18 protein-coding genes are annotated in these 16,671 nt (G+C 62.9%); 7 read left to right on the top strand and 11 right to left on the bottom strand.

Annotated elements, in window-relative coordinates:
* Positions 1–181: 181 nt before the first annotated feature.
* On the top strand, positions 182–1,507 hold the full coding sequence (rimO, locus tag GJW30_RS15815) for a 30S ribosomal protein S12 methylthiotransferase RimO (RefSeq protein WP_096357000.1): 1,326 nt from the start codon (positions 182–184) through the stop codon (positions 1,505–1,507).
* Here the strand turns inward: rimO and GJW30_RS15820 are convergent.
* Complete coding sequence (locus tag GJW30_RS15820) at positions 1,504–1,893, bottom strand: DoxX family protein (RefSeq protein WP_096357002.1); 390 nt, start codon at positions 1,891–1,893, stop codon at positions 1,504–1,506. The genes rimO and GJW30_RS15820 overlap by 4 nt on opposite strands.
* A 145-nt stretch (positions 1,894–2,038) precedes the next feature.
* On the opposite strand from GJW30_RS15820, the gene GJW30_RS15825 reads away from it, so the two are divergent.
* Positions 2,039–2,218, top strand: coding sequence for a hypothetical protein (locus tag GJW30_RS15825; protein WP_096357004.1), 180 nt, complete (start codon positions 2,039–2,041; stop codon positions 2,216–2,218).
* Here GJW30_RS15825 and GJW30_RS15830 read toward each other — a convergent pair.
* The 7 genes from GJW30_RS15830 to GJW30_RS15860 form a co-directional block, all read right to left on the bottom strand.
* On the bottom strand, positions 2,215–2,736 hold the full coding sequence (locus GJW30_RS15830) for a hypothetical protein (protein ID WP_096357006.1): 522 nt from the start codon (positions 2,734–2,736) through the stop codon (positions 2,215–2,217). The genes GJW30_RS15825 and GJW30_RS15830 overlap by 4 nt on opposite strands.
* Positions 2,737–2,929: 193 nt before the next feature.
* Positions 2,930–3,454, bottom strand: a complete 525-nt coding sequence (locus GJW30_RS15835; protein ID WP_096357008.1) for a hypothetical protein — start codon at positions 3,452–3,454, stop codon at positions 2,930–2,932.
* Between the two features lie 198 nt (positions 3,455–3,652).
* On the bottom strand, positions 3,653–4,627 hold the full coding sequence (locus tag GJW30_RS15840) for a quinone oxidoreductase family protein (RefSeq protein ID WP_096357010.1): 975 nt from the start codon (positions 4,625–4,627) through the stop codon (positions 3,653–3,655).
* Between the two features lie 108 nt (positions 4,628–4,735).
* Positions 4,736–5,482, bottom strand: a complete 747-nt coding sequence (locus GJW30_RS15845; RefSeq protein ID WP_096357012.1) for a hypothetical protein — start codon at positions 5,480–5,482, stop codon at positions 4,736–4,738.
* A 35-nt stretch (positions 5,483–5,517) separates the two neighbouring features.
* The gene (locus tag GJW30_RS15850) at positions 5,518–6,258 is read right to left on the bottom strand and encodes an SDR family oxidoreductase (protein ID WP_096357014.1); all 741 of its coding nucleotides are present in this window, start codon (positions 6,256–6,258) and stop codon (positions 5,518–5,520) included.
* Between the two features lie 19 nt (positions 6,259–6,277).
* Positions 6,278–7,036: a TerC family protein gene (locus GJW30_RS15855; protein ID WP_096357016.1), complete on the bottom strand. Its 759-nt coding sequence runs from the start codon at positions 7,034–7,036 to the stop codon at positions 6,278–6,280.
* 9 nt (positions 7,037–7,045) lie between these two features.
* Positions 7,046–7,738 carry a CDP-alcohol phosphatidyltransferase family protein gene (locus tag GJW30_RS15860; RefSeq protein ID WP_096357018.1) on the bottom strand — a complete coding sequence of 231 codons (693 nt, stop codon included), beginning with the start codon at positions 7,736–7,738 and terminating at the stop codon, positions 7,046–7,048.
* A 95-nt stretch (positions 7,739–7,833) separates the two neighbouring features.
* Here GJW30_RS15860 and GJW30_RS15865 point away from each other — a divergent pair, with 95 nt between their 5' ends.
* On the top strand, positions 7,834–9,000 hold the full coding sequence (locus tag GJW30_RS15865; protein WP_096358863.1) for an FAD-dependent monooxygenase: 1,167 nt from the start codon (positions 7,834–7,836) through the stop codon (positions 8,998–9,000).
* Here the strand turns inward: GJW30_RS15865 and GJW30_RS15870 are convergent.
* Positions 8,997–10,106, bottom strand: a complete 1,110-nt coding sequence (locus GJW30_RS15870) for a CaiB/BaiF CoA transferase family protein (RefSeq protein ID WP_096357020.1) — start codon at positions 10,104–10,106, stop codon at positions 8,997–8,999. The two genes, GJW30_RS15865 and GJW30_RS15870, sit on opposite strands and share 4 nt — an antisense overlap.
* 25 nt (positions 10,107–10,131) lie before the next feature.
* On the bottom strand, positions 10,132–11,091 hold the full coding sequence (locus GJW30_RS15875) for an AEC family transporter (protein WP_096357022.1): 960 nt from the start codon (positions 11,089–11,091) through the stop codon (positions 10,132–10,134).
* A 103-nt stretch (positions 11,092–11,194) separates the two neighbouring features.
* Here GJW30_RS15875 and hspQ point away from each other — a divergent pair, with 103 nt between their 5' ends.
* On the top strand, positions 11,195–11,527 hold the full coding sequence (hspQ, locus tag GJW30_RS15880) for a heat shock protein HspQ (RefSeq protein ID WP_096357024.1): 333 nt from the start codon (positions 11,195–11,197) through the stop codon (positions 11,525–11,527).
* A gap of 99 nt (positions 11,528–11,626) precedes the next feature.
* Positions 11,627–12,331: a P-loop NTPase family protein gene (locus GJW30_RS15885; RefSeq protein ID WP_096357026.1), complete on the top strand. Its 705-nt coding sequence runs from the start codon at positions 11,627–11,629 to the stop codon at positions 12,329–12,331.
* Positions 12,332–12,394: 63 nt separating this feature from the next.
* On the opposite strand, the gene GJW30_RS15890 is transcribed toward GJW30_RS15885, so the two are convergent.
* Positions 12,395–13,192: an invasion associated locus B family protein gene (locus GJW30_RS15890; RefSeq protein ID WP_096357029.1), complete on the bottom strand. Its 798-nt coding sequence runs from the start codon at positions 13,190–13,192 to the stop codon at positions 12,395–12,397.
* A gap of 248 nt (positions 13,193–13,440) precedes the next feature.
* Between GJW30_RS15890 and GJW30_RS15895 the strand changes: the two genes are divergently transcribed.
* Positions 13,441–15,255 (top strand): extracellular solute-binding protein, encoded by a 1,815-nt coding sequence (locus tag GJW30_RS15895; RefSeq protein ID WP_096357031.1) that lies wholly within the window; start codon positions 13,441–13,443, stop codon positions 15,253–15,255.
* Positions 15,252–16,625, top strand: coding sequence for an AMP-binding protein (locus GJW30_RS15900; protein ID WP_157746765.1), 1,374 nt, complete (start codon positions 15,252–15,254; stop codon positions 16,623–16,625). The genes GJW30_RS15895 and GJW30_RS15900 overlap by 4 nt, the downstream gene beginning before the upstream one ends.
* Positions 16,626–16,671 lie beyond the last annotated feature (46 nt).

Consider the following 16,671-nt stretch of genomic DNA (forward strand, 5'->3'; position numbering starts at 1 on the left):
AGATACAGCCTTCGCCGACAGTTTGTGCAAAGCTCGCGTCATGAATCGGGCCCCTGCTTCGGCCCCAGTTTAAGCGATCGCTAGACGAGTTCAAGCCGCGCAGGCTGAAAGACAAAAACACAGCTAAATCAGTATTTTAAGCAGTGTTTACGTGGATGCATGTGAGTACAGGAATATACAGATGACGAGCCCTGCCACGGCTCCCAAAATCTCTTTTGTTTCCCTCGGTTGCCCCAAGGCTTTGGTGGATTCCGAGAGGATCATCACGCGCCTACGCGCCGAGGGGTACGAGCTTGCCCGCAGCCACGACGGAGCCGACCTTGTCGTCGTAAATACGTGTGGGTTTCTCGATAGCGCGCAGGCCGAGAGCCTCGATGCCATCGGCAAGGCTCTCAACGAGAACGGCAAGGTCGTGGTCACCGGCTGCATGGGCGCCGAACCCGAGAAGATCACCGACAAATTCCCCAACGTCTTCGCCATCACGGGACCCCAGCAGTACGAGAGCGTGCTCGACGCGGTCCACCGCGCGGCCCCGCCTCTGCACAATCCATTCCTCGATTTGGTGCCGGAGCAAGGCATCAAGCTGACCCCTCGCCACTACGCTTACCTCAAGATTTCAGAGGGTTGCAACAACACGTGCACGTTCTGCATCATCCCGAAGCTGCGCGGAAAGCTGGTCTCGCGCCCTGCCGCTGACGTCCTGCGCGAGGCTGAGAAGCTGGTCGCGGCGGGCGTAAAGGAGCTCCTCGTCATCTCGCAGGACACCTCCGCCTACGGCATCGATCTGCGCTATGCGGCTTCGACCTACAAGAACCAGGAAATCTCGGCGCGCTTCCTCGACCTAAGCCGTGCGCTCGGCGACCTCGGCGCCTGGGTCCGTCTCCACTACGTCTACCCCTACCCGCATGTCGACGACGTCATCCCGCTGATGGCGGAAGGCAAGGTGCTGCCCTACCTCGACATCCCGTTTCAGCATGGCAGCCCCAGCGTTCTCAAACGCATGCGCCGCCCGGGCAATCAAGAGAAGACGCTTGAGCGCGTCAAATCCTGGCGCGAGATCTGCCCGGACTTGACGCTCCGCTCGACCTTCATCGTCGGCTTCCCGGGCGAGACCGAGGAGGAATTTCAGACCCTGCTCGACTGGATCAGCGAAGCCGAGATCGATCGCGCGGGCTGCTTCCGCTATGAGCCGGTCGCCGGCGCAACCTCGAACGGCATCGCCGAAGAGGTACCGGCCGAGGTCAAGGAAGAGCGCTGGCACCGCTTCATGGCGGCCCAGCAGAAGGTGTCGGCGCGTCGCCTGAAGAAGAAGGTCGGCAAGCGCCTCGACGTTATCATCGACGAGGTCGGGCCGACGGTGAGCAAGGGGCGCTCGAAGGGCGACGCACCGGAAATCGACGGCGCCGTTTACGTCGCGTCACGCCGCCCATTACGCGTCGGCGAAATCGTCAAGGCGAAGATCGAGCGCGCCGACGAATACGATCTGCACGGGACGGTGGGCTTCTAGTCCCGCCGCACCGGAAACAGCTGCCGCACGGCAGCATCGCGCAGCCACAACCCGCCCCACATGACAAGGCCAAGGTAGACGCTGAACAGCGTGTGCGAGAACAGCGGCGAGCCGTTGCGCATTTGCGTCGCCATCGCGCCGCCCAAGAGCCCCATAAACAGCACGGCGCCAAGCACGTTGGTGCGCGGATAGAGATAGAGCGCGAGCAACGTTAGCTCGAGCACGCCGATGCCGAACGCATAGCCGGAAGGCCAGCCAAGCTGACGCATCGTCTCTTCGGCGATCGGCAGGCCAAGCAGCTTCGGCGCAACGGACGCGCCCAGAATAAACAACGCAAACAAGACCGTAAGCACGCGGCCGGTCCACAGCATTTGGTTTTCAGTCATCGGCTAAACCCCTCGTGATCGTGCTGCTAGGACGTCTTCGCTTGGCGCACGCCGACAGAACACCGGTAATTTTCTGCGGAATTCGTTATCCCCTGAGAAACCTCCGACCGACCGGCACGTTGTCACCGTACAAAGGGAGGCGACGATGCAGGATGTGCCGAATTTCTTCTGTCCGAATTGCAACAATATGATGCGGGTCGCCGACACCGTGCCGGTGGTCGATATGCATAATGCCGTTTTCGGCTGTGACTCGTGCGGCACCAATTTCACCGCCACGAGCGAAGCCGAAACGAAAGCCAAGGCCGAACAGGACGCCGCCAGCTAACTGGGCCTGCCGAACGCCTTCCAACGCGTCTCGATCATCGGAAAAAGATCCGGGCGCTCTATGCCGAAGAAGCCGCTGTAGACGGCGACGCGCACCGTCGCATCTCCAATCTCGAAATATTTGTCGCGGTTAGGGTTGAGCAACCTGCCGAAAGCGTTGTGCACCTTCTCATCGTAGTACCGACGCGAGATGGTCAGCGCTGTAACATTGCGGAACAGTTCATTCTCGTGCTGCGGGTCGATCATCTCGACGGCGCTGACTTCGCGCCACGGGATCGAATAGCTGATCCCGTCGTATGAGTAGGCAATGCCCTTCGGCGACAGCGTCATGCCGGCTTGATTTCCGAGCACCTTGTAGAGTTGATAGAAGCCGCCCGCGATACAGATCGCGCTGATGAACCAATTGCCCTTCCAAATCGCGAAAGGGCCGACCGCAACGAAGATCGCAAGCAGAATGGCGTCCCGGCGGACGGTGCCGAACTTCAGCGTTTTTGCGACATCGTCGTTCCGTCTCGCCACGGCCCTCTCCCGCCGGCATTCTGCGGCCTTCCGCAAGTACCGGCAAGATGGTCGTCGGATCGAAGGCCGTAGCCCGGATGGAGCACGATGCGCAAAGCGCGTCCGTGCGCAATCCGGGGTCAATCTTTATGTCCGCTCCCGGATTTCGCCCGGCGTTTCGCACCGACTACATCCGGGCTACGAAAAACGAGCGCTACGCCTGCGCGGGCTGTTGCTCCTCGCGACGCCGGCCGAAAAACCAGAATGCGCCGAAGCCTAAGATTCCGACGAGGCCAGCGCCAGAGCCGAGATAGACCATCTCTCCGTCTGTCGTTTCCTGGCGATCGTTGTCTGCCGTGATGATGACGCCGGTTTCCGCGTCGACGACATTTTCGGCCGCCGGCAGATATTTGATCCGCGTCGTCGCGACACGAAGACGATCACCCATAATGATCTGGTTAGCGTAGGCATTGGAGACGGCGACCTTGTCGGCGCTCATGTCCTTGCCGTTCTTATCTTTCCACTTGAGATTGACCGTGTAAGACGTGCCGCCGCGCTTACGTTTCGTGCGCGTCGCGCCATCGATCGCTGCAGTCGCTTCGATCCCGTCCTTCGCGACTTTCTGCCGGTGCTGCGCGTCGTTCCAACTGATGAACGCCATGATGGGTCCGCCAACAGCCGCGATAAGGAGCAACCATTTCACCTTGGCGAGAATCCAGCCTACGATTCCGCTGATCATTATTATTGCCTCCGAGTCCGCCCGAACCCTGACCGCACTGTGCGGCTTCACGACTTTGTCGCGAAGCGCATGCCCGTGGTTCAAGTCCCGCATCGATAAGGCAAATCGACGTCGCAAAAAACCGCGCAAGATGCGCGGTTTTCCTTGTTAAGTCCGTACAAAGGATGCGTGACGCGCAGAGAGGCTCTGCGTTCTCGTTTAAGGCTTCAGAATAATCGAGCCCGTCGTCTTGCGCGCTTCGAGATCCGTCTGCGCCTGCGCCGCGTCCTTCAACGCGTAAGTTTTGCTGATCGGAATCTTCACGGCACCGGAGCCGACGACATCGAAGAGATCGTTCGCAGTCTCGACGAGTTGCTCGCGCGACGCGATGTAGCTGAACAATGTCGGACGCGTTGCGAACAGCGATCCCTTCTGCGCCAGCAAACCGAGATTGAAGTCCTTCACCGGCCCCGACGCATTGCCGAACGACACCCACATGCCGAGCGGACGAATACAGTCGAGCGACGCCGGATACGTCGCGGCACCGACGCCGTCGTAAACGACATCGCAAAGCTTGCCGCCGGTGATCTCCTTCACGCGCTTCGCGAAGTCTTCTTCGTTGTAGTTGATGACGTGGTGGCAACCGACCGATTTCGCGATCTCGATCTTCGCTTTCGAGCCGACCGTGCCGATGACCTCGGCGCCGAGATGGTTCGCCCACTGGCACGCGATCTGGCCGACACCGCCGGCTGCGGCGTGGATGAGAACGCGCGAGCCCTTCTCGACGCGGAAGGTCTTGCGCAGCAGGTAGCGCGTCGTCATGCCCTTCAGCATCATGCCGGCGGCTTGCTCGTACGAGATATTGTCCGGCAGCTTAACGCCGCGATCGGCTGGCAAGAGCCGCTCGGCGGCATAGCCGTTGTGAGCCAGCGTATAAGCGACGCGATCGCCGACTTTCCAATCCTTGACGCCCGGTCCGACCGCGATGACTTCGCCCGCGCCTTCCGAACCGTTGACGAACGGCAGCGACGGCGCCGGATAAAGGCCCGTGCGGAAATATGTGTCGATGAAATTCACGCCGCAGGCATGCTGCTTGATCTTGATCTGACCTTCGCCCGGCGCGCCGACCTCGATCTCCTCGTAGGTCAGGACTTCCGGCCCGCCATTCTTATGAATCCGTACTGCCGCGACCATGACGTCTCCTTGATGTGATGCGTTTCTGTTCGGCCGGACGGCCGTTGGACCCGATATAAGAGCCCCCGTGCGCGACAAGCAAGCCGCGCCGAGGGCCTGGCAAAATCGTTACTGCAAGGCGCTCGCGATTTGGTCGAAAGCCGCCTTTACCTTGGCGGACGTGACCTTTTCCTTCGCCGCCAGAGCGAGGTTGCGCAGCGCTGTCTTTGCCTCCGGCGACACGACTTTCGCGGTTCGAGGCGCGAGCGCGATAATCGCCGGGATGCGCGCCTCGCGCCAAGCGTCGGTTAGACCCTCGAGCGTCAGCACGATGCTGAACCCCTGCATCGTCTGCGCGGCGCCGTTGGCGATCATGCCGAGACCGTTCTTCACGTTCGGATTCTCGAGTTGCTGCGGCGTCGCGCTGGCGACGAACCCTTGCGCCGTGTCGATGATCGCAGCCTGCAGCCGCAGCATCGCATCGACAATCGAGCCCGTCTCGTTCTGGAACTTCACGATGTTCTTGTCGCCCTCGACCGCTTTCTGCTGCTCCGTCATGCCGTCAGTGCCTGCGCCGACATAGACGCGGAAAGCAGTGAGCACGGCCGTGTTCCACGTCGTCAGCAGCGGGATCTGCGCGAACGGCACCGTATTCGTGCCCTCGATCTCTTTCGTATCGGTCATCCGCTTCAGCAGATCGGCGACCTTAGGATCAGTGATACGCGGCGGATTCCCGGTCTTCGCGCTATCGCCCGCGAGGGCAACGAGCTCGTCGGACGCTTGTTTGATCGCTTGCACACGCGACTCTTCGAGCGCTTGCGCACCACTGATCGCGACGACGAACAGCAGGCCGGACAGGGCGAGACGTTTCAGCATTTGCGTTGGTCCGTCTTCTTGTTGGTGAAAGGAAGTTAGCGGCCGCCCGTGATGCCGAGATTGGCCGCCGTGATATAAGAACCGGCGCGATCATCAAGCAGGAACACGATCGCTTCCGCAACCTCGTCCGCCGTGCCGGCGCGCCCCATCGGGACGAGCGGCCCGAGCCGATCGACGCGGCCCGGAGGCTGAATGTCCGTATCGATGACACCCGGCGAAACCGCGTTGACGCGCACGCCCTCTTTCGCGAGTTCTTGCGCGAGGCCTTTCGTCATCGTATCGATCGCGCCTTTCGAGGCCGCGTAACAGACGAACTCGCCCGCGCCGCCGATCTGCGCCGCGACCGACGACACGAGCACGATCGCGCCGCCCTGCCCGCCATGTTTCGTGGAGATACGTTTGATCGCCGCGCGCGCACAGTAGAATGCCCCGAGCACGTTGATGCCCATCACGTCCTGCAAAGCTTCGTCGGAGATCGCCTCGACCCGCGAAGGCGGCCCGACGATGCCGGAGCTGTAGACGAGATGCGTCAAACGCCCCAGCCCCGTGTCGACTTCCGCGAAGACGCGCTCGACATCGGTCGGGATCGCCATGTCGCCCTGCACCGCGATCGCGCGTCGCCCGTGCTTCTTGACGTCAGCAACCACCGCATCGGCAGCCGCGCGATTGCTCTTGTAATTCGCCGCGACATCGAAGCCGCGCGATGCCGCCAGCCGTGCCGCCGCGGCGCCGAGGCCGCGGCTTCCGCCCGTGATGAGAACAATCGGCGATGCCATCCCGAAAACCTTTCGTTTCTTATTTTTGTTTGGCCGAGTCTTCGTAGCGATCCTTCAGCGCACGCCGGCGATTGCGCGAAGCGATGATGTTGAACGCTTCGACGAAACCGGCAAACACCATCGCGGTGTAAATGTAACCGCGCGGGATGTGATATGCGAAGCCGTCCGCGACCAGCGCGACGCCGATCAAAACGAGGAACGCCAGCGCCAGCATCTTCGTCGTCGGGTGACGCGCGATGAACGAGGCAACCGGACCGGACGAGATGTACATCACGATCATCGCGATCACGACGGCCGCGATCATCACCTCGACGTCTTGCGCCATACCGATAGCCGTGATGATCGAGTCGAGCGAGAAGACAAGATCGACGACGACGATCTGCGCCAGCACGATGCCGAACGCCGCCTGCGTCGCCGACTTCTCTTCCTCGTGATGCTCACGCGCTTCGACCTCGGCGTGAATTTCGTGCACGGCCTTCGCGATCAAGAACAGGCCGCCGAAGATCAGGATGAGATCGCGCCACGACAGCTCGTTGCCGAGGATCGTCAGCACCGGCGCCGTCAGACCCATGATCCATGTGAGGCCGAGCAGCAAGATGATGCGAAAGACGAAGGCCAGCGCGAGGCCGAGCTTACGCGCCGTGTCGGCCTTCTCGGGCGGAAGCCGCGCCACCAGCACCGAGATGAAAACGATGTTGTCGATGCCGAGCACGATCTCGAGCGCAGTCAATGTCGCGAGGGCGGCCCAGGCTTGCGGATCGCTCAGCAGTTCAAGCACGTCGGACTCCTAATTGCGGCGTAGTAAGCCGGCGAAGAGAAAATAGAGACAAATGAGACAGAGGGTTATGGTCACCCAAGCTGGCGGTGTTAGGCCAAGCCATAACGCGTAGAGCGCGAGCACGCCACCCGCGACAAGAAGTAGCGCCGTCACCGCACGGCCGCGATCGACGCGGAACGGGTGCACGAACGGAACTGGAACAAAAGTGAGGATACACAGGCCCACAGCTAAAACCGCCGCCAGGATCGGCGACGGTTTGATCAAGAACAAGAAGAAAGCGACAACGTTCCATGCGCCCGGAAAGCCCATGAAAAAGTTATCGCCGGCCTTCATCTTCGTATCCGCAAAGTAGATGACACTCGTGATCACGATCGCGAGACCGATCGGAATGGCGAGCACCGCCGGAAAGATATCGCCCGTCACCATCGCGTACGTCGGCACGAACACCCAGGTCAGAATGTCGACGACGAGATCGAGCGTATCGCCGGACCAGCGCGGCGCATTTTCGCGCACCCGATAGTGTCGCGCGAGCGCACCGTCCGCCGCATCGACCACCAGCGCGAGCGCCAGCCACGCGAACATTGCCGGCCAATGCTTGTCGACCGCCGAGAGCAGCGCCAGCAGCCCGATCCCGGCCCCGAGCGCCGTGAACACGTGCACGCCGACGGCGGCGCCCCAGGCGGCACGCGGACTGTTAGGCATGGGACCCGAAACGCTGCATCGGGCCGGAGATTGGCACAGCGCGGCCCGCCGCGAAACTCGCCTCCGGCCGCAAGAGCGGGTAGAAAGCCGGCATGATGAAGAACGCGGAAACGCAGCGCTTTCAGGTCGCCGTTGTCGGCGGTGGGCCGGCCGGGCTCGTCGCGGCTCTCGCGGCCGCGAAGGCCGGCGCGAAAACCGTGCTCTATGCGGGGCCGCGTCCGGCCGATAACCGGACCACTGCCTTGCTCTCCGGCTCGGTGTCTGCCCTCGAAAAACTCGGCGTCTGGCACGCTTGCGCGCCTGCAGCGTCACCGCTGCGCGCCATCCGCCTGATCGACGACCTCGGCGGCCTCGTCCGTGCGCCGGAGACGATCTTTCGCGCTGAGGAAATCGACCTCGAAGCCTTCGGCCAAAACATCGAGAACCGGCAACTCGTGGCCGCGCTCACGGCCGAAGCCGAACGCTACGCCACGCTGACGATCCGCGCCGAAGCGATCACGGGTCTCGTGCTGTTGCACGACGGCGCCACATTGGACGCACCGACGCCGGCCGAAGCCGACCTCGTCATCGGCGCGGACGGGCGCAACTCGCTCTGCCGCGAGACTGCCGGCATCGCGCTCGATCGACGCGAGTATCCACAGGCCGCCGTCAGCTGCACGCTTTCGCATACGCGTCCGCACGACGGAATCTCAACCGAGTTTCACACCCGCACCGGCCCGTTCACGCTGGTGCCGCTATCGGGCGAGCGCTCGAGCCTCGTCTGGGTCGTCGAGCCGGAACGCGCCCAGGAGCTTCGCGCTTTGCCTGAGCCAGACTTCGCGCGCGCGGTCGAACGCCAGGCACGCTCGATCCTCGGCAAGATGACATTGGAAGGCGATCGCATCGTCTTCCCGCTCGCTTCGCAAACCGCGCGCTCGCTCATCGCCGAGCGGCTCGTGCTCGTCGGTGAAGCCGCGCACATCCTGCCGCCGATCGGCGCGCAGGGCTTCAATCTCGGACTGCGCGATGCCGTCGCCATCGGGCGTCTCATCGCCGATGCGATAGCGGACGGCCGCGATTTCGGCGGCGACGACGTGACGAAAGACTATGAGCGCGCACGCCGCAGCGATGTGTCGAGCCGCGCCATCGCGACCGACCTTCTCAACCGCAGCCTGCTCTACGACTTCCTGCCCGTGCAGGCGGCACGTGGCCTGGGTCTGACGCTCGTGAACCGCATCGCGCCGCTCCGCCGCGCTCTGATGCGCCAAGGCGTCGGCGGCTAACCCAACAACTTATCGTCCGCGCCGAGCTCCGCCGTCGCAACCGCCCCCGGCTTCGCGCGATATCCCGGCGCAATCGGCACCGGCAGCGCCATCGTCGTCGCTCCGCTCGGCCCCTTCAACTGATGCTCGAACAAGCCGCGGTCGGCGAATTGCGTATCGCGCAGCGCTTCCTCGACGCTTGCGACAATCGTCGCGCAGCAATCGGCCTTCGCGAGGATCGGCTGCCAGTGATCCGCCGTCTGCTCGCGAATGCGCGACGCAATGCGGGCCTTCGCGCCTTCCGCATCTTTCTCGTTGACCTCGTCCTTCGTCATCCCGATCGCATCGAGGAACGAGGCCCAGAATTTCGGCTCGAGCGAGCCGCACGCGACGAGCTTGCCGTCTTTCGTCGGATAGATCTGATATCGCGGCGAGCCGCCCGTCAGCCTCGCTTCGCCCGGCCCGGGGTAGCCGTATCCACCCGCCGCCATCGCAAGCGCGTGCCACGTGAAGGTGAACATCGCGTCCGTCATCGCGATGTCGATATACGAGCCCTCGCCGGTGAGATCGCGCTGGCGCAGGCCGAGCAGGATATTCATCACCGCCGGAAACGAGCCACCCGCGATATCGGCGATCAGCGCGGGCGGAATTGTCGGCGACTGCTGCGTTCCAGGCGACAGCGCGAGCAAGCCGGTGCTCGCTATGTAGTTGATGTCGTGACCGGCCTCGCCGGACCGCGGACCCTTCTGTCCGTAGCCGCTGATCGAGCAATAGACGATGCGCGGATTGATCTTGCGGATGGCGTCGTAGCCGACGCCGAGACGCTCCATCACGCCGGGGCGAAATTGCTCGATCAGCACGTCGGCCTTCTCGATCAGCGGGCGCAGGCGCGCGATCGCATCTTTCGCTTTGAGATCGAGCTGGATGCTCTTCTTGCCGCGATTGAGCATGCCGAAATTGATCGACGCGCCGTCCCAGCGCGGCGGCCCTTCACGCATGTCCTCGCCGCCCGGCCGCTCGATCTTGATGACGTCCGCCCCCGCTTCCGCCAGCATCAGCGCCGCGAGCGGCCCCGGCAACAACGTGGTGAAATCCAAAACCGTGATGCCGTTCAGCGGCTGCGTCATTGTTTCGTCCCTGGTAATTCGCCTCTTAGAACAAGGCCGTTGGTAAAAGCTTCGCTTTGACCAGCCACATCACGGTCGTCAGCGTCAAGACCGACACCAGCGTGCCGAGCAACACGGAGCTCGATGCTTGTGGCACCCAAGTGTCGTATTGGCGCGCCATGATGAAGCCGTTGAGCGCCGGCGGCAGCGCCGCCATCAACACGGCGGTGTAGACCCACGTCGCCGGCTGCGGACCGAGGATCGACAACATCGTCAGCGCGAGCAACGGATGCGCGACGAGCTTGATCAACACAACTGCCGGCACTTCCCACGCAACCTTCGTCATCGGCCGCAACGCGACCGTGACGCCGAGCACAAAAAGCGCGCACGGAGCCGCAGCGTTTTCGAGAAACTGCATCATGCGATCGAGCGCGATCGGCAGCTGAAGCTGTAGCGCCGCACTGATCACGCCGAGCACCGTCGCGATGATGAAGGGATGCAGTAGCACGCCGCGCAGGATCTCGCCGATGGTCGTCGCGAGCGATTTGTCGCGGCTGCCGGCGAAGGCCATCAGCAGCGGCACCAGCGTGAAAAGCAGGATGTTGTCGAAGCAAAAGATCAGCGCGATAGGCGCTGCGGCTTCAACGCCAAGCGTCGCGAAGGCAAGCCCCGGCCCCATATACCCGATGTTCCCGTACCCGCCCGCGAGTCCGGCGATTACGGCTTGCGGGAACTGCCCGCGTCGCACCAGTGACGTGACCAGAAACGCGAGCGCGAAGGCGATGAAGGTCGAAATTGTCGTCGCGACGACAAATCGCGGATTTGCCACTTGCTCGAATGGCGTCCGCGCCATAACACGGTAAAATAAGACCGGAAGCGCGACATAGATGAGGAAGAAGTTCATCCATGCGAGACCGGTATCCGGAATCTGCTTATATTTGCCACACGCATAGCCGAGAAAGATCAGGCCGAAGAACGGTAAGGCTAAGTTGACGACGTCGATCATTCGCGATTGCGATCCGCAGAGTTTCGCGGTGGGCTATCTGGCTCGGTTGGCATCGTCAATGCATGGATGCCTTCAGGTTCGACCGGCGAGATAGAAGACCAAGATGGATACAGCCCGCACTGCCAAGTTCAACATCGGAGAAGTCGTCAAGCACCGGATCTTTCCGTTCCGCGGCGTGATCTTCGATATCGACCCGACATTCGCGAACACCGAAGAATGGTGGAACGCGATCCCGGCCGAGGTGCGCCCGCGCAAGGACCAGCCCTTCTATCACCTCTATGCCGAGAATTCGGACACCGAATACGTCGCCTACGTCTCCGAGCAGAACCTGCTGCCGGACGAGACCGGCGAACCCGTACGCCATCCGCAGGTGAAGGAAGCCTTCGTCCGCGAGAACGACGGCAAATACCGCCAACGCCGCGCTTCGTTCAACTAGTCCGCGCATTTACAAATAACTGACGGGTTAGATTGCAATCGTACGCCGGACAGCCGTTTCGGCTGGTAGCGATTTCGCTGACCGATCATTGTTGTTTGCATGACCCGCTCGCTTTGCAAAGTATGGCCTAAGATTGTGATCGTCGAAGGGATCATGGGGTCCGGCAAATCGACGACCGTGCGGCAAATCGCAGATTTTCTGAATACTTCTAGCGTACCTGCCATCGGCATAACCGAGGGCACCAATCCACATCCGATCCGCTTTGATTGGGATGAGCCATGGGAAGCCATGCCAGCGACGCGATTGGCGACACTGGCTGCTGCCCGCTGGAGTGACTATGCCAAAGCCGCCGCCATGCAGGAGAGCATCACGGTCGTCGACGGACAAATCTTCCATGGGAATTTGACGGCGCTGTATCTGCTTGATGCCGACATCGCCCTCATCCGCCGCTATCTTCGTGACGTTATAACTGCGATCAAACCACTCTACCCTTTGCTGATCTACTTTCACCAAGACGACATTGACCAAGCGATTAGAACCGTTTCCGCTCAACGGGGCGATGCGTGGGTAAAATATCAAGTCGATTGGAAGCTAACCTCGCCGCTCGCGAAAAAGCGTGGCTTAACCGGCCTTGAGGGTCTGATCGCGCTGTATCGCGAGTACCGCCAGCTTACTGATCAGCTTTACAGGGAGTTCGATATTCCGAAGATCAGTATCGAGAACTCCGGACGGAACTGGCCGACCTACATCGAGACGATAGAGTCCGCGCTTGTAAACGCGGCCGACCCAGCCCCCGATCACTGAAGAACTGCCGCAACAAAAAAGGCGCACCGAAGTGCGCCTTTTTCTTTGATCTCGTAAACCCGCTTACTGCGAGCGCGGAGCCTGACCTTGGCCCTGCTGCTCCATGCGCTTGCGCGCTTCGTCGGCCTTCTTCTGCAGCTCTTCCTGCAGCTTCTTCTGCTGCTCTTCGAGTGCCTTCGGGTCGGTCGGCGCGCCTTCGTTCGTCTTCGCGAACTCGGCGAGCGGGAATTGGAAGTTTGCCACCTGCGCGTTCAGGTTGAACGCCTGCAGCGTCAGGTTCTGCCCTTTCTTGAGGCGGCCGACGAATTCCGGCGTGACTTCGAAGTCAGCCCAGCAGCCGTTCGGCAGGCAGAAATTGTAAGCGCCCATCATCGGCTCGTTCGCGTCGACCAGCATGCGCGTGCCCTGACGGAGCAGGAGGCCGAGCGGCAGCGTGACGCGAAGGAGCTTCTTCGGCTCGCCGTCGATTTCGATCAGACCGGCCGAAGCGACGAACTGACCCGAGTCGAGGCGGGCTTCCTTGATCGTGAAGCAAACCTGCTTCTGCTGCCCCTGCGGACCTTCGTTGCCGCAAACCTTGGTCCACGGCGAGTAGACGAGCGGCGGCGTCTCGGCGGCCTGTTGGCCACCTTGCGCCGGCTGCTGCTGCGCTGGCTGTTGAGCGGGTTGTTGGGCCGGCTGCTGCGCGGGCTGCTGAGCCGGACGCTGCGGCTGCGCGGGGCGCTGCTGAGCCGGACGCTGCTGTGCGGGCTGCTGTTGTTGCTGAGCTTGCGCGAAGTCGGCGCTGACAAGCCCGAAAGCGGCTGCCGCACCGAGGCCAAGCGCCAAACGTGCAGACGCGGTTGAGGTCCGCGAGATCATCGATATGTTCCCTTTTGTGGCACTCGGGTGCTAACGGCACTCGGGCCGTTGCGCCGCGACAGCTTAACCGCTGTCTCAGCGCAGAATACGGCGACAGCGTGGCCCCTCGGGAGACTCAACGCGGCCTGAAGTGCCCCTGTGCTAATGTTAGCGCCCTGACGAATCAAGCTGATTTTGCCCCAATCGCGGGGTTTTATACGGCGCGAGAGCCTCTTCCACCCGGCAAGCTTAAGGCAAAAAAGACCGATATGGCCGCCTTGACCCGCCGCAACCTCCTCGAAACCGCCGCTGCGGTGGCTGTCGCGGCCCCTCTCCTGCGCCTGCCATCCGCGCATGCCTCGGCGGCACGTCACGCCATCGCGATGCATGGCGCTCCGGCGCTCGGCCCGGACTTCAAGAACTTCGCCTACGCCAACCCGCAAAGCCCGAAAGGCGGCCGGCTGACGCTCGGCCTCCTCGGCACCTTCGACAGCCTCAATCCCTTCATCGTGCGCGGCCTGCCGGTCCAGCAGATCCGCAGCTATGTCGTCGAGAGCCTATTGGTGCGCGGTCAAGACGAGGCCTTCACGCTCTACGCCGGGCTCGCGGAAAGCATCGAGACGGACGCGGCGCGCACCTATGCTACCTTCACGATCCATCCGAACGCCCACTTCTCGGACGGCAAGCCCGTCACCCCCGACGACGTCATCTTCTCCTGGCGCGTGTTGCAGGAGAAGGGCCGGCCGAACTTCCGCACCTACTACAGCAAGGTCGCGAAGACCGACGTCCAAGGCCGCTCGGTGCGCTTCGATTTCGGCGGCGCGCCCGACCGCGAGCTACCGCTGATCCTTGGGCTGATGCCGATCCTGCCGCGTCACGCTTTCGACGAGGCGCGCTTCGACGAGACAACGCTCGCGCCGATTATCGGTAGCGGACCGTACCGCGTCGGCGAAGTGCGGCCCGGCGAACGCGTGACGCTCACCCGCAACCCCGACTACTGGGGCCGCGACCTCGCGATAAATCGTGGCTTCTGGAACTTCGACGAAATCCGCATCGACTTCTATCGCGACGCCAACACGCATATGGAAGCCTTCGCGCGCGGCCTATACGACGTGAGGCCCGAGAACGATCCAGCGCGCTGGGAGCAAGCTTACGATTTCGCCTCCGCACGCGACGGGCAAGTGATCAAAGACATTCTGCCGAACGGTCAGCCGAAAGGCATGGCCGGTCTCGTGTTCAACACGCGCCGCCCGCTGTTCGCCGACATCCGCGTGCGCGAAGCGCTGACGATCCTGTTTGACTTCGAATGGATCAACCGCAACTTCTATTTCGATCTCTATCGCCGCACCGGCAGCTACTTCTCGGGCTCCGATCTCTCCGCCTTCGGCCGCCCGGCCGACGCCCGCGAGCGCGCACTGCTCGGCGCCTTTCCAAAAGCGGTGCGCAAAGACATTCTCGACGGCACGTGGAAGCCGCCGCAGACCGACGGCAGCGGCCGCGACCGCGCCCATCTCGCGCTCGCGCTCAAGAAGTTGAAAGAAGCCGGCTGGGTCTTGACCAACGGCGTCCTGCGCAATCAGAAAACGCAAGCCGCTTTCACATTCGAAATTCTTGTCGCGACGAAAGAGCAGGAGCGCCTCGCCCTCACCTACGCGCGCGACCTCGCCCGCGCCGGCATCAAAACCGAAGTTCGCATCGCCGATCCGGTGCAGTTCGAAGCCCGCCGCAGCAACTACGACTTCGACATGCTGCAATATCACTGGGGCGCGTCGCTCTCGCCCGGCAACGAGCAGGCCTTCTATTGGGGCAGCGCGTCCGCCGATCAGGCAGGCACGCGCAATTACATGGGCGCCAAGGAACCCGCAATCGACGCGATGATCGCAAAGCTTCTCGCCGCCGAGGAGCGCGAGGATTTCGTCGCCGCCGTGCGCGCGCTCGATCGCGTGCTGCTTTCCGGTTTCTACGTCGTCCCGCTGTTCTATCTGCCCGACCAATGGGTGGCGCGGCAGGCCGCAATCAAGCGGCCCGAGAAGACCTCGCTGAACGGCTATCTCTTCGAAACGTGGTGGCGTCAGCCCGCATGAGCGCCACGCAAGAAATCGCCGCCAGCCTGCCGCGCCTGCTGTCGACTCATGCCGAGGCCGCTCCCGATCGTATCGCGTATGTAGGCCCGTCCGTCGCCGGTGCGTCGTATCTGTCCTACGCCGCGATGGCGCGTGCCGTCCGCGCGCTCGCCGGCCGGCTCGGCGCACTCGATCTGCCGCCTGGCTCCCACATAGCAGTCCAACTGCCGAATGTCGCCGAAGCCATCGTCAGCCAACTCGCGATCATCGCGGCGGGCCATGTCTGCGCGCCGCTGCCGTTGCTGTGGCGGCATGGCGATGCCGCGCAGGCGCTGCGCCAGATCGAGGCTCGCGCGCTCATCGCATGGTGCGGCACGGCGGCAGCGGCCGAAGCATCGCTCGAGACCGCGCTGCACTCGCCGTCCGTCCGCTTCGTTGCGGGATTTGGCGCGGCCGTCCCCGACGGCGTCGTCGACCTCGGCGATATCTTTGGGGCCGAAGCCAACGACGACGCGCTGGCTGAAGCCGATCCGCACGCGGCCGTCTTCGTCACTTTCGAGAGCGAAGCCGACGGCATCGCGGCGGCGGCGCATACGCAGACCGAACTCCTCGCCGCCGCGCTCGATATCCTCGAAGCGACACACCTGCCGCCGGCCGCGACGATCCACGCGACAATGATGCTCTCGTCCTTCGCGACCATCGCGGCGACGCTCACGCCGTGGCTAGTCTGCGGCGGCTCGCTACATCTGAGCGACCCGGCCGAAGCCTGGCAGAGCGGCCACGCCGAGGTGACAGACCTCGCCATCGTTCCGGCTGCATTGCTCGACGAACCGCCTCTCGCAAAAACGCACCTCGCCATCTGGCGCGCGCCGGAACGCCACGCGACGAGCGTGCCGCATCCCCATCGAACGACTATCGATCTCCTGTCGTTCGGCGAACACGGCTTTGCGGTCCTCCCGCGCCTCGCCGAAGGTTGGCCCGCGCCGCTGCGAATCGGCACGCTCGGCAGCGTCCACCTCAGCCGCAACACGCGCGGCACTCTGCTGCTCGGCGGCGCTATGGTGCCGCATGCCGATATCTTCGGCGAATTGCTCGGAGCGGCCGACACCAACATCCCGTGCGAACTCGAAGCCGCAACCGGGCGCCTCTCACTCTCCGGCGCGCCGATCGGAGTCATCACGGTCGGCGGCTATCGCTTCCCGGCCGCAGCGTTGCACGACGTTGCCGGCAATCTCGAGCCCGGCTCGACGCTCGCCGCACTGCCGGATCTCATCGCCGGCGAGCGGCTCGCCGGTGTTGCGGCGAATGTCGAAGAGCTGCGCGAGGCGCTCCGCAAAGCCGGCATCAATCCCTTGGTCGGCCAGGCATTTCGCGAGCGCAACCAAGCCTGACATTGCGGCGCGCGCTTCGCACGCCTACATTCCGCTGAACCTCGGA

The sequence above is a fragment of the Variibacter gotjawalensis genome (assembly GCF_002355335.1).
Classification (GTDB): domain Bacteria; phylum Pseudomonadota; class Alphaproteobacteria; order Rhizobiales; family Xanthobacteraceae; genus Variibacter; species Variibacter gotjawalensis.

Excerpts from the sequence above, each read along its gene's own strand:
- GJW30_RS15825 (WP_096357004.1), top strand. The coding sequence starts at position 2,039 with ATGCAGGATGTGCCGAATTTCTTCTGTCCGAATTGCAACAATATGATG.
- GJW30_RS15865 (WP_096358863.1), top strand. The coding sequence starts at position 7,834 with ATGAAGAACGCGGAAACGCAGCGCTTTCAGGTCGCCGTTGTCGGCGGT.
- GJW30_RS15895 (WP_096357031.1), top strand. The coding sequence starts at position 13,441 with ATGGCCGCCTTGACCCGCCGCAACCTCCTCGAAACCGCCGCTGCGGTG.
- rimO (WP_096357000.1), top strand. The coding sequence starts at position 182 with ATGACGAGCCCTGCCACGGCTCCCAAAATCTCTTTTGTTTCCCTCGGT.
- GJW30_RS15900 (WP_157746765.1), top strand. The coding sequence starts at position 15,252 with ATGAGCGCCACGCAAGAAATCGCCGCCAGCCTGCCGCGCCTGCTGTCG.
- GJW30_RS15885 (WP_096357026.1), top strand. The coding sequence starts at position 11,627 with ATGACCCGCTCGCTTTGCAAAGTATGGCCTAAGATTGTGATCGTCGAA.
- GJW30_RS15840 (WP_096357010.1), bottom strand. The coding sequence starts at position 4,627 with ATGGTCGCGGCAGTACGGATTCATAAGAATGGCGGGCCGGAAGTCCTG.
- GJW30_RS15870 (WP_096357020.1), bottom strand. The coding sequence starts at position 10,106 with ATGACGCAGCCGCTGAACGGCATCACGGTTTTGGATTTCACCACGTTG.
- GJW30_RS15850 (WP_096357014.1), bottom strand. The coding sequence starts at position 6,258 with ATGGCATCGCCGATTGTTCTCATCACGGGCGGAAGCCGCGGCCTCGGC.
- hspQ (WP_096357024.1), top strand. The coding sequence starts at position 11,195 with ATGGATACAGCCCGCACTGCCAAGTTCAACATCGGAGAAGTCGTCAAG.
- GJW30_RS15845 (WP_096357012.1), bottom strand. The coding sequence starts at position 5,482 with ATGCTGAAACGTCTCGCCCTGTCCGGCCTGCTGTTCGTCGTCGCGATC.
- GJW30_RS15890 (WP_096357029.1), bottom strand. The coding sequence starts at position 13,192 with ATGATCTCGCGGACCTCAACCGCGTCTGCACGTTTGGCGCTTGGCCTC.
- GJW30_RS15820 (WP_096357002.1), bottom strand. The coding sequence starts at position 1,893 with ATGACTGAAAACCAAATGCTGTGGACCGGCCGCGTGCTTACGGTCTTG.
- GJW30_RS15835 (WP_096357008.1), bottom strand. The coding sequence starts at position 3,454 with ATGATCAGCGGAATCGTAGGCTGGATTCTCGCCAAGGTGAAATGGTTG.
- GJW30_RS15875 (WP_096357022.1), bottom strand. The coding sequence starts at position 11,091 with ATGATCGACGTCGTCAACTTAGCCTTACCGTTCTTCGGCCTGATCTTT.
- GJW30_RS15860 (WP_096357018.1), bottom strand. The coding sequence starts at position 7,738 with ATGCCTAACAGTCCGCGTGCCGCCTGGGGCGCCGCCGTCGGCGTGCAC.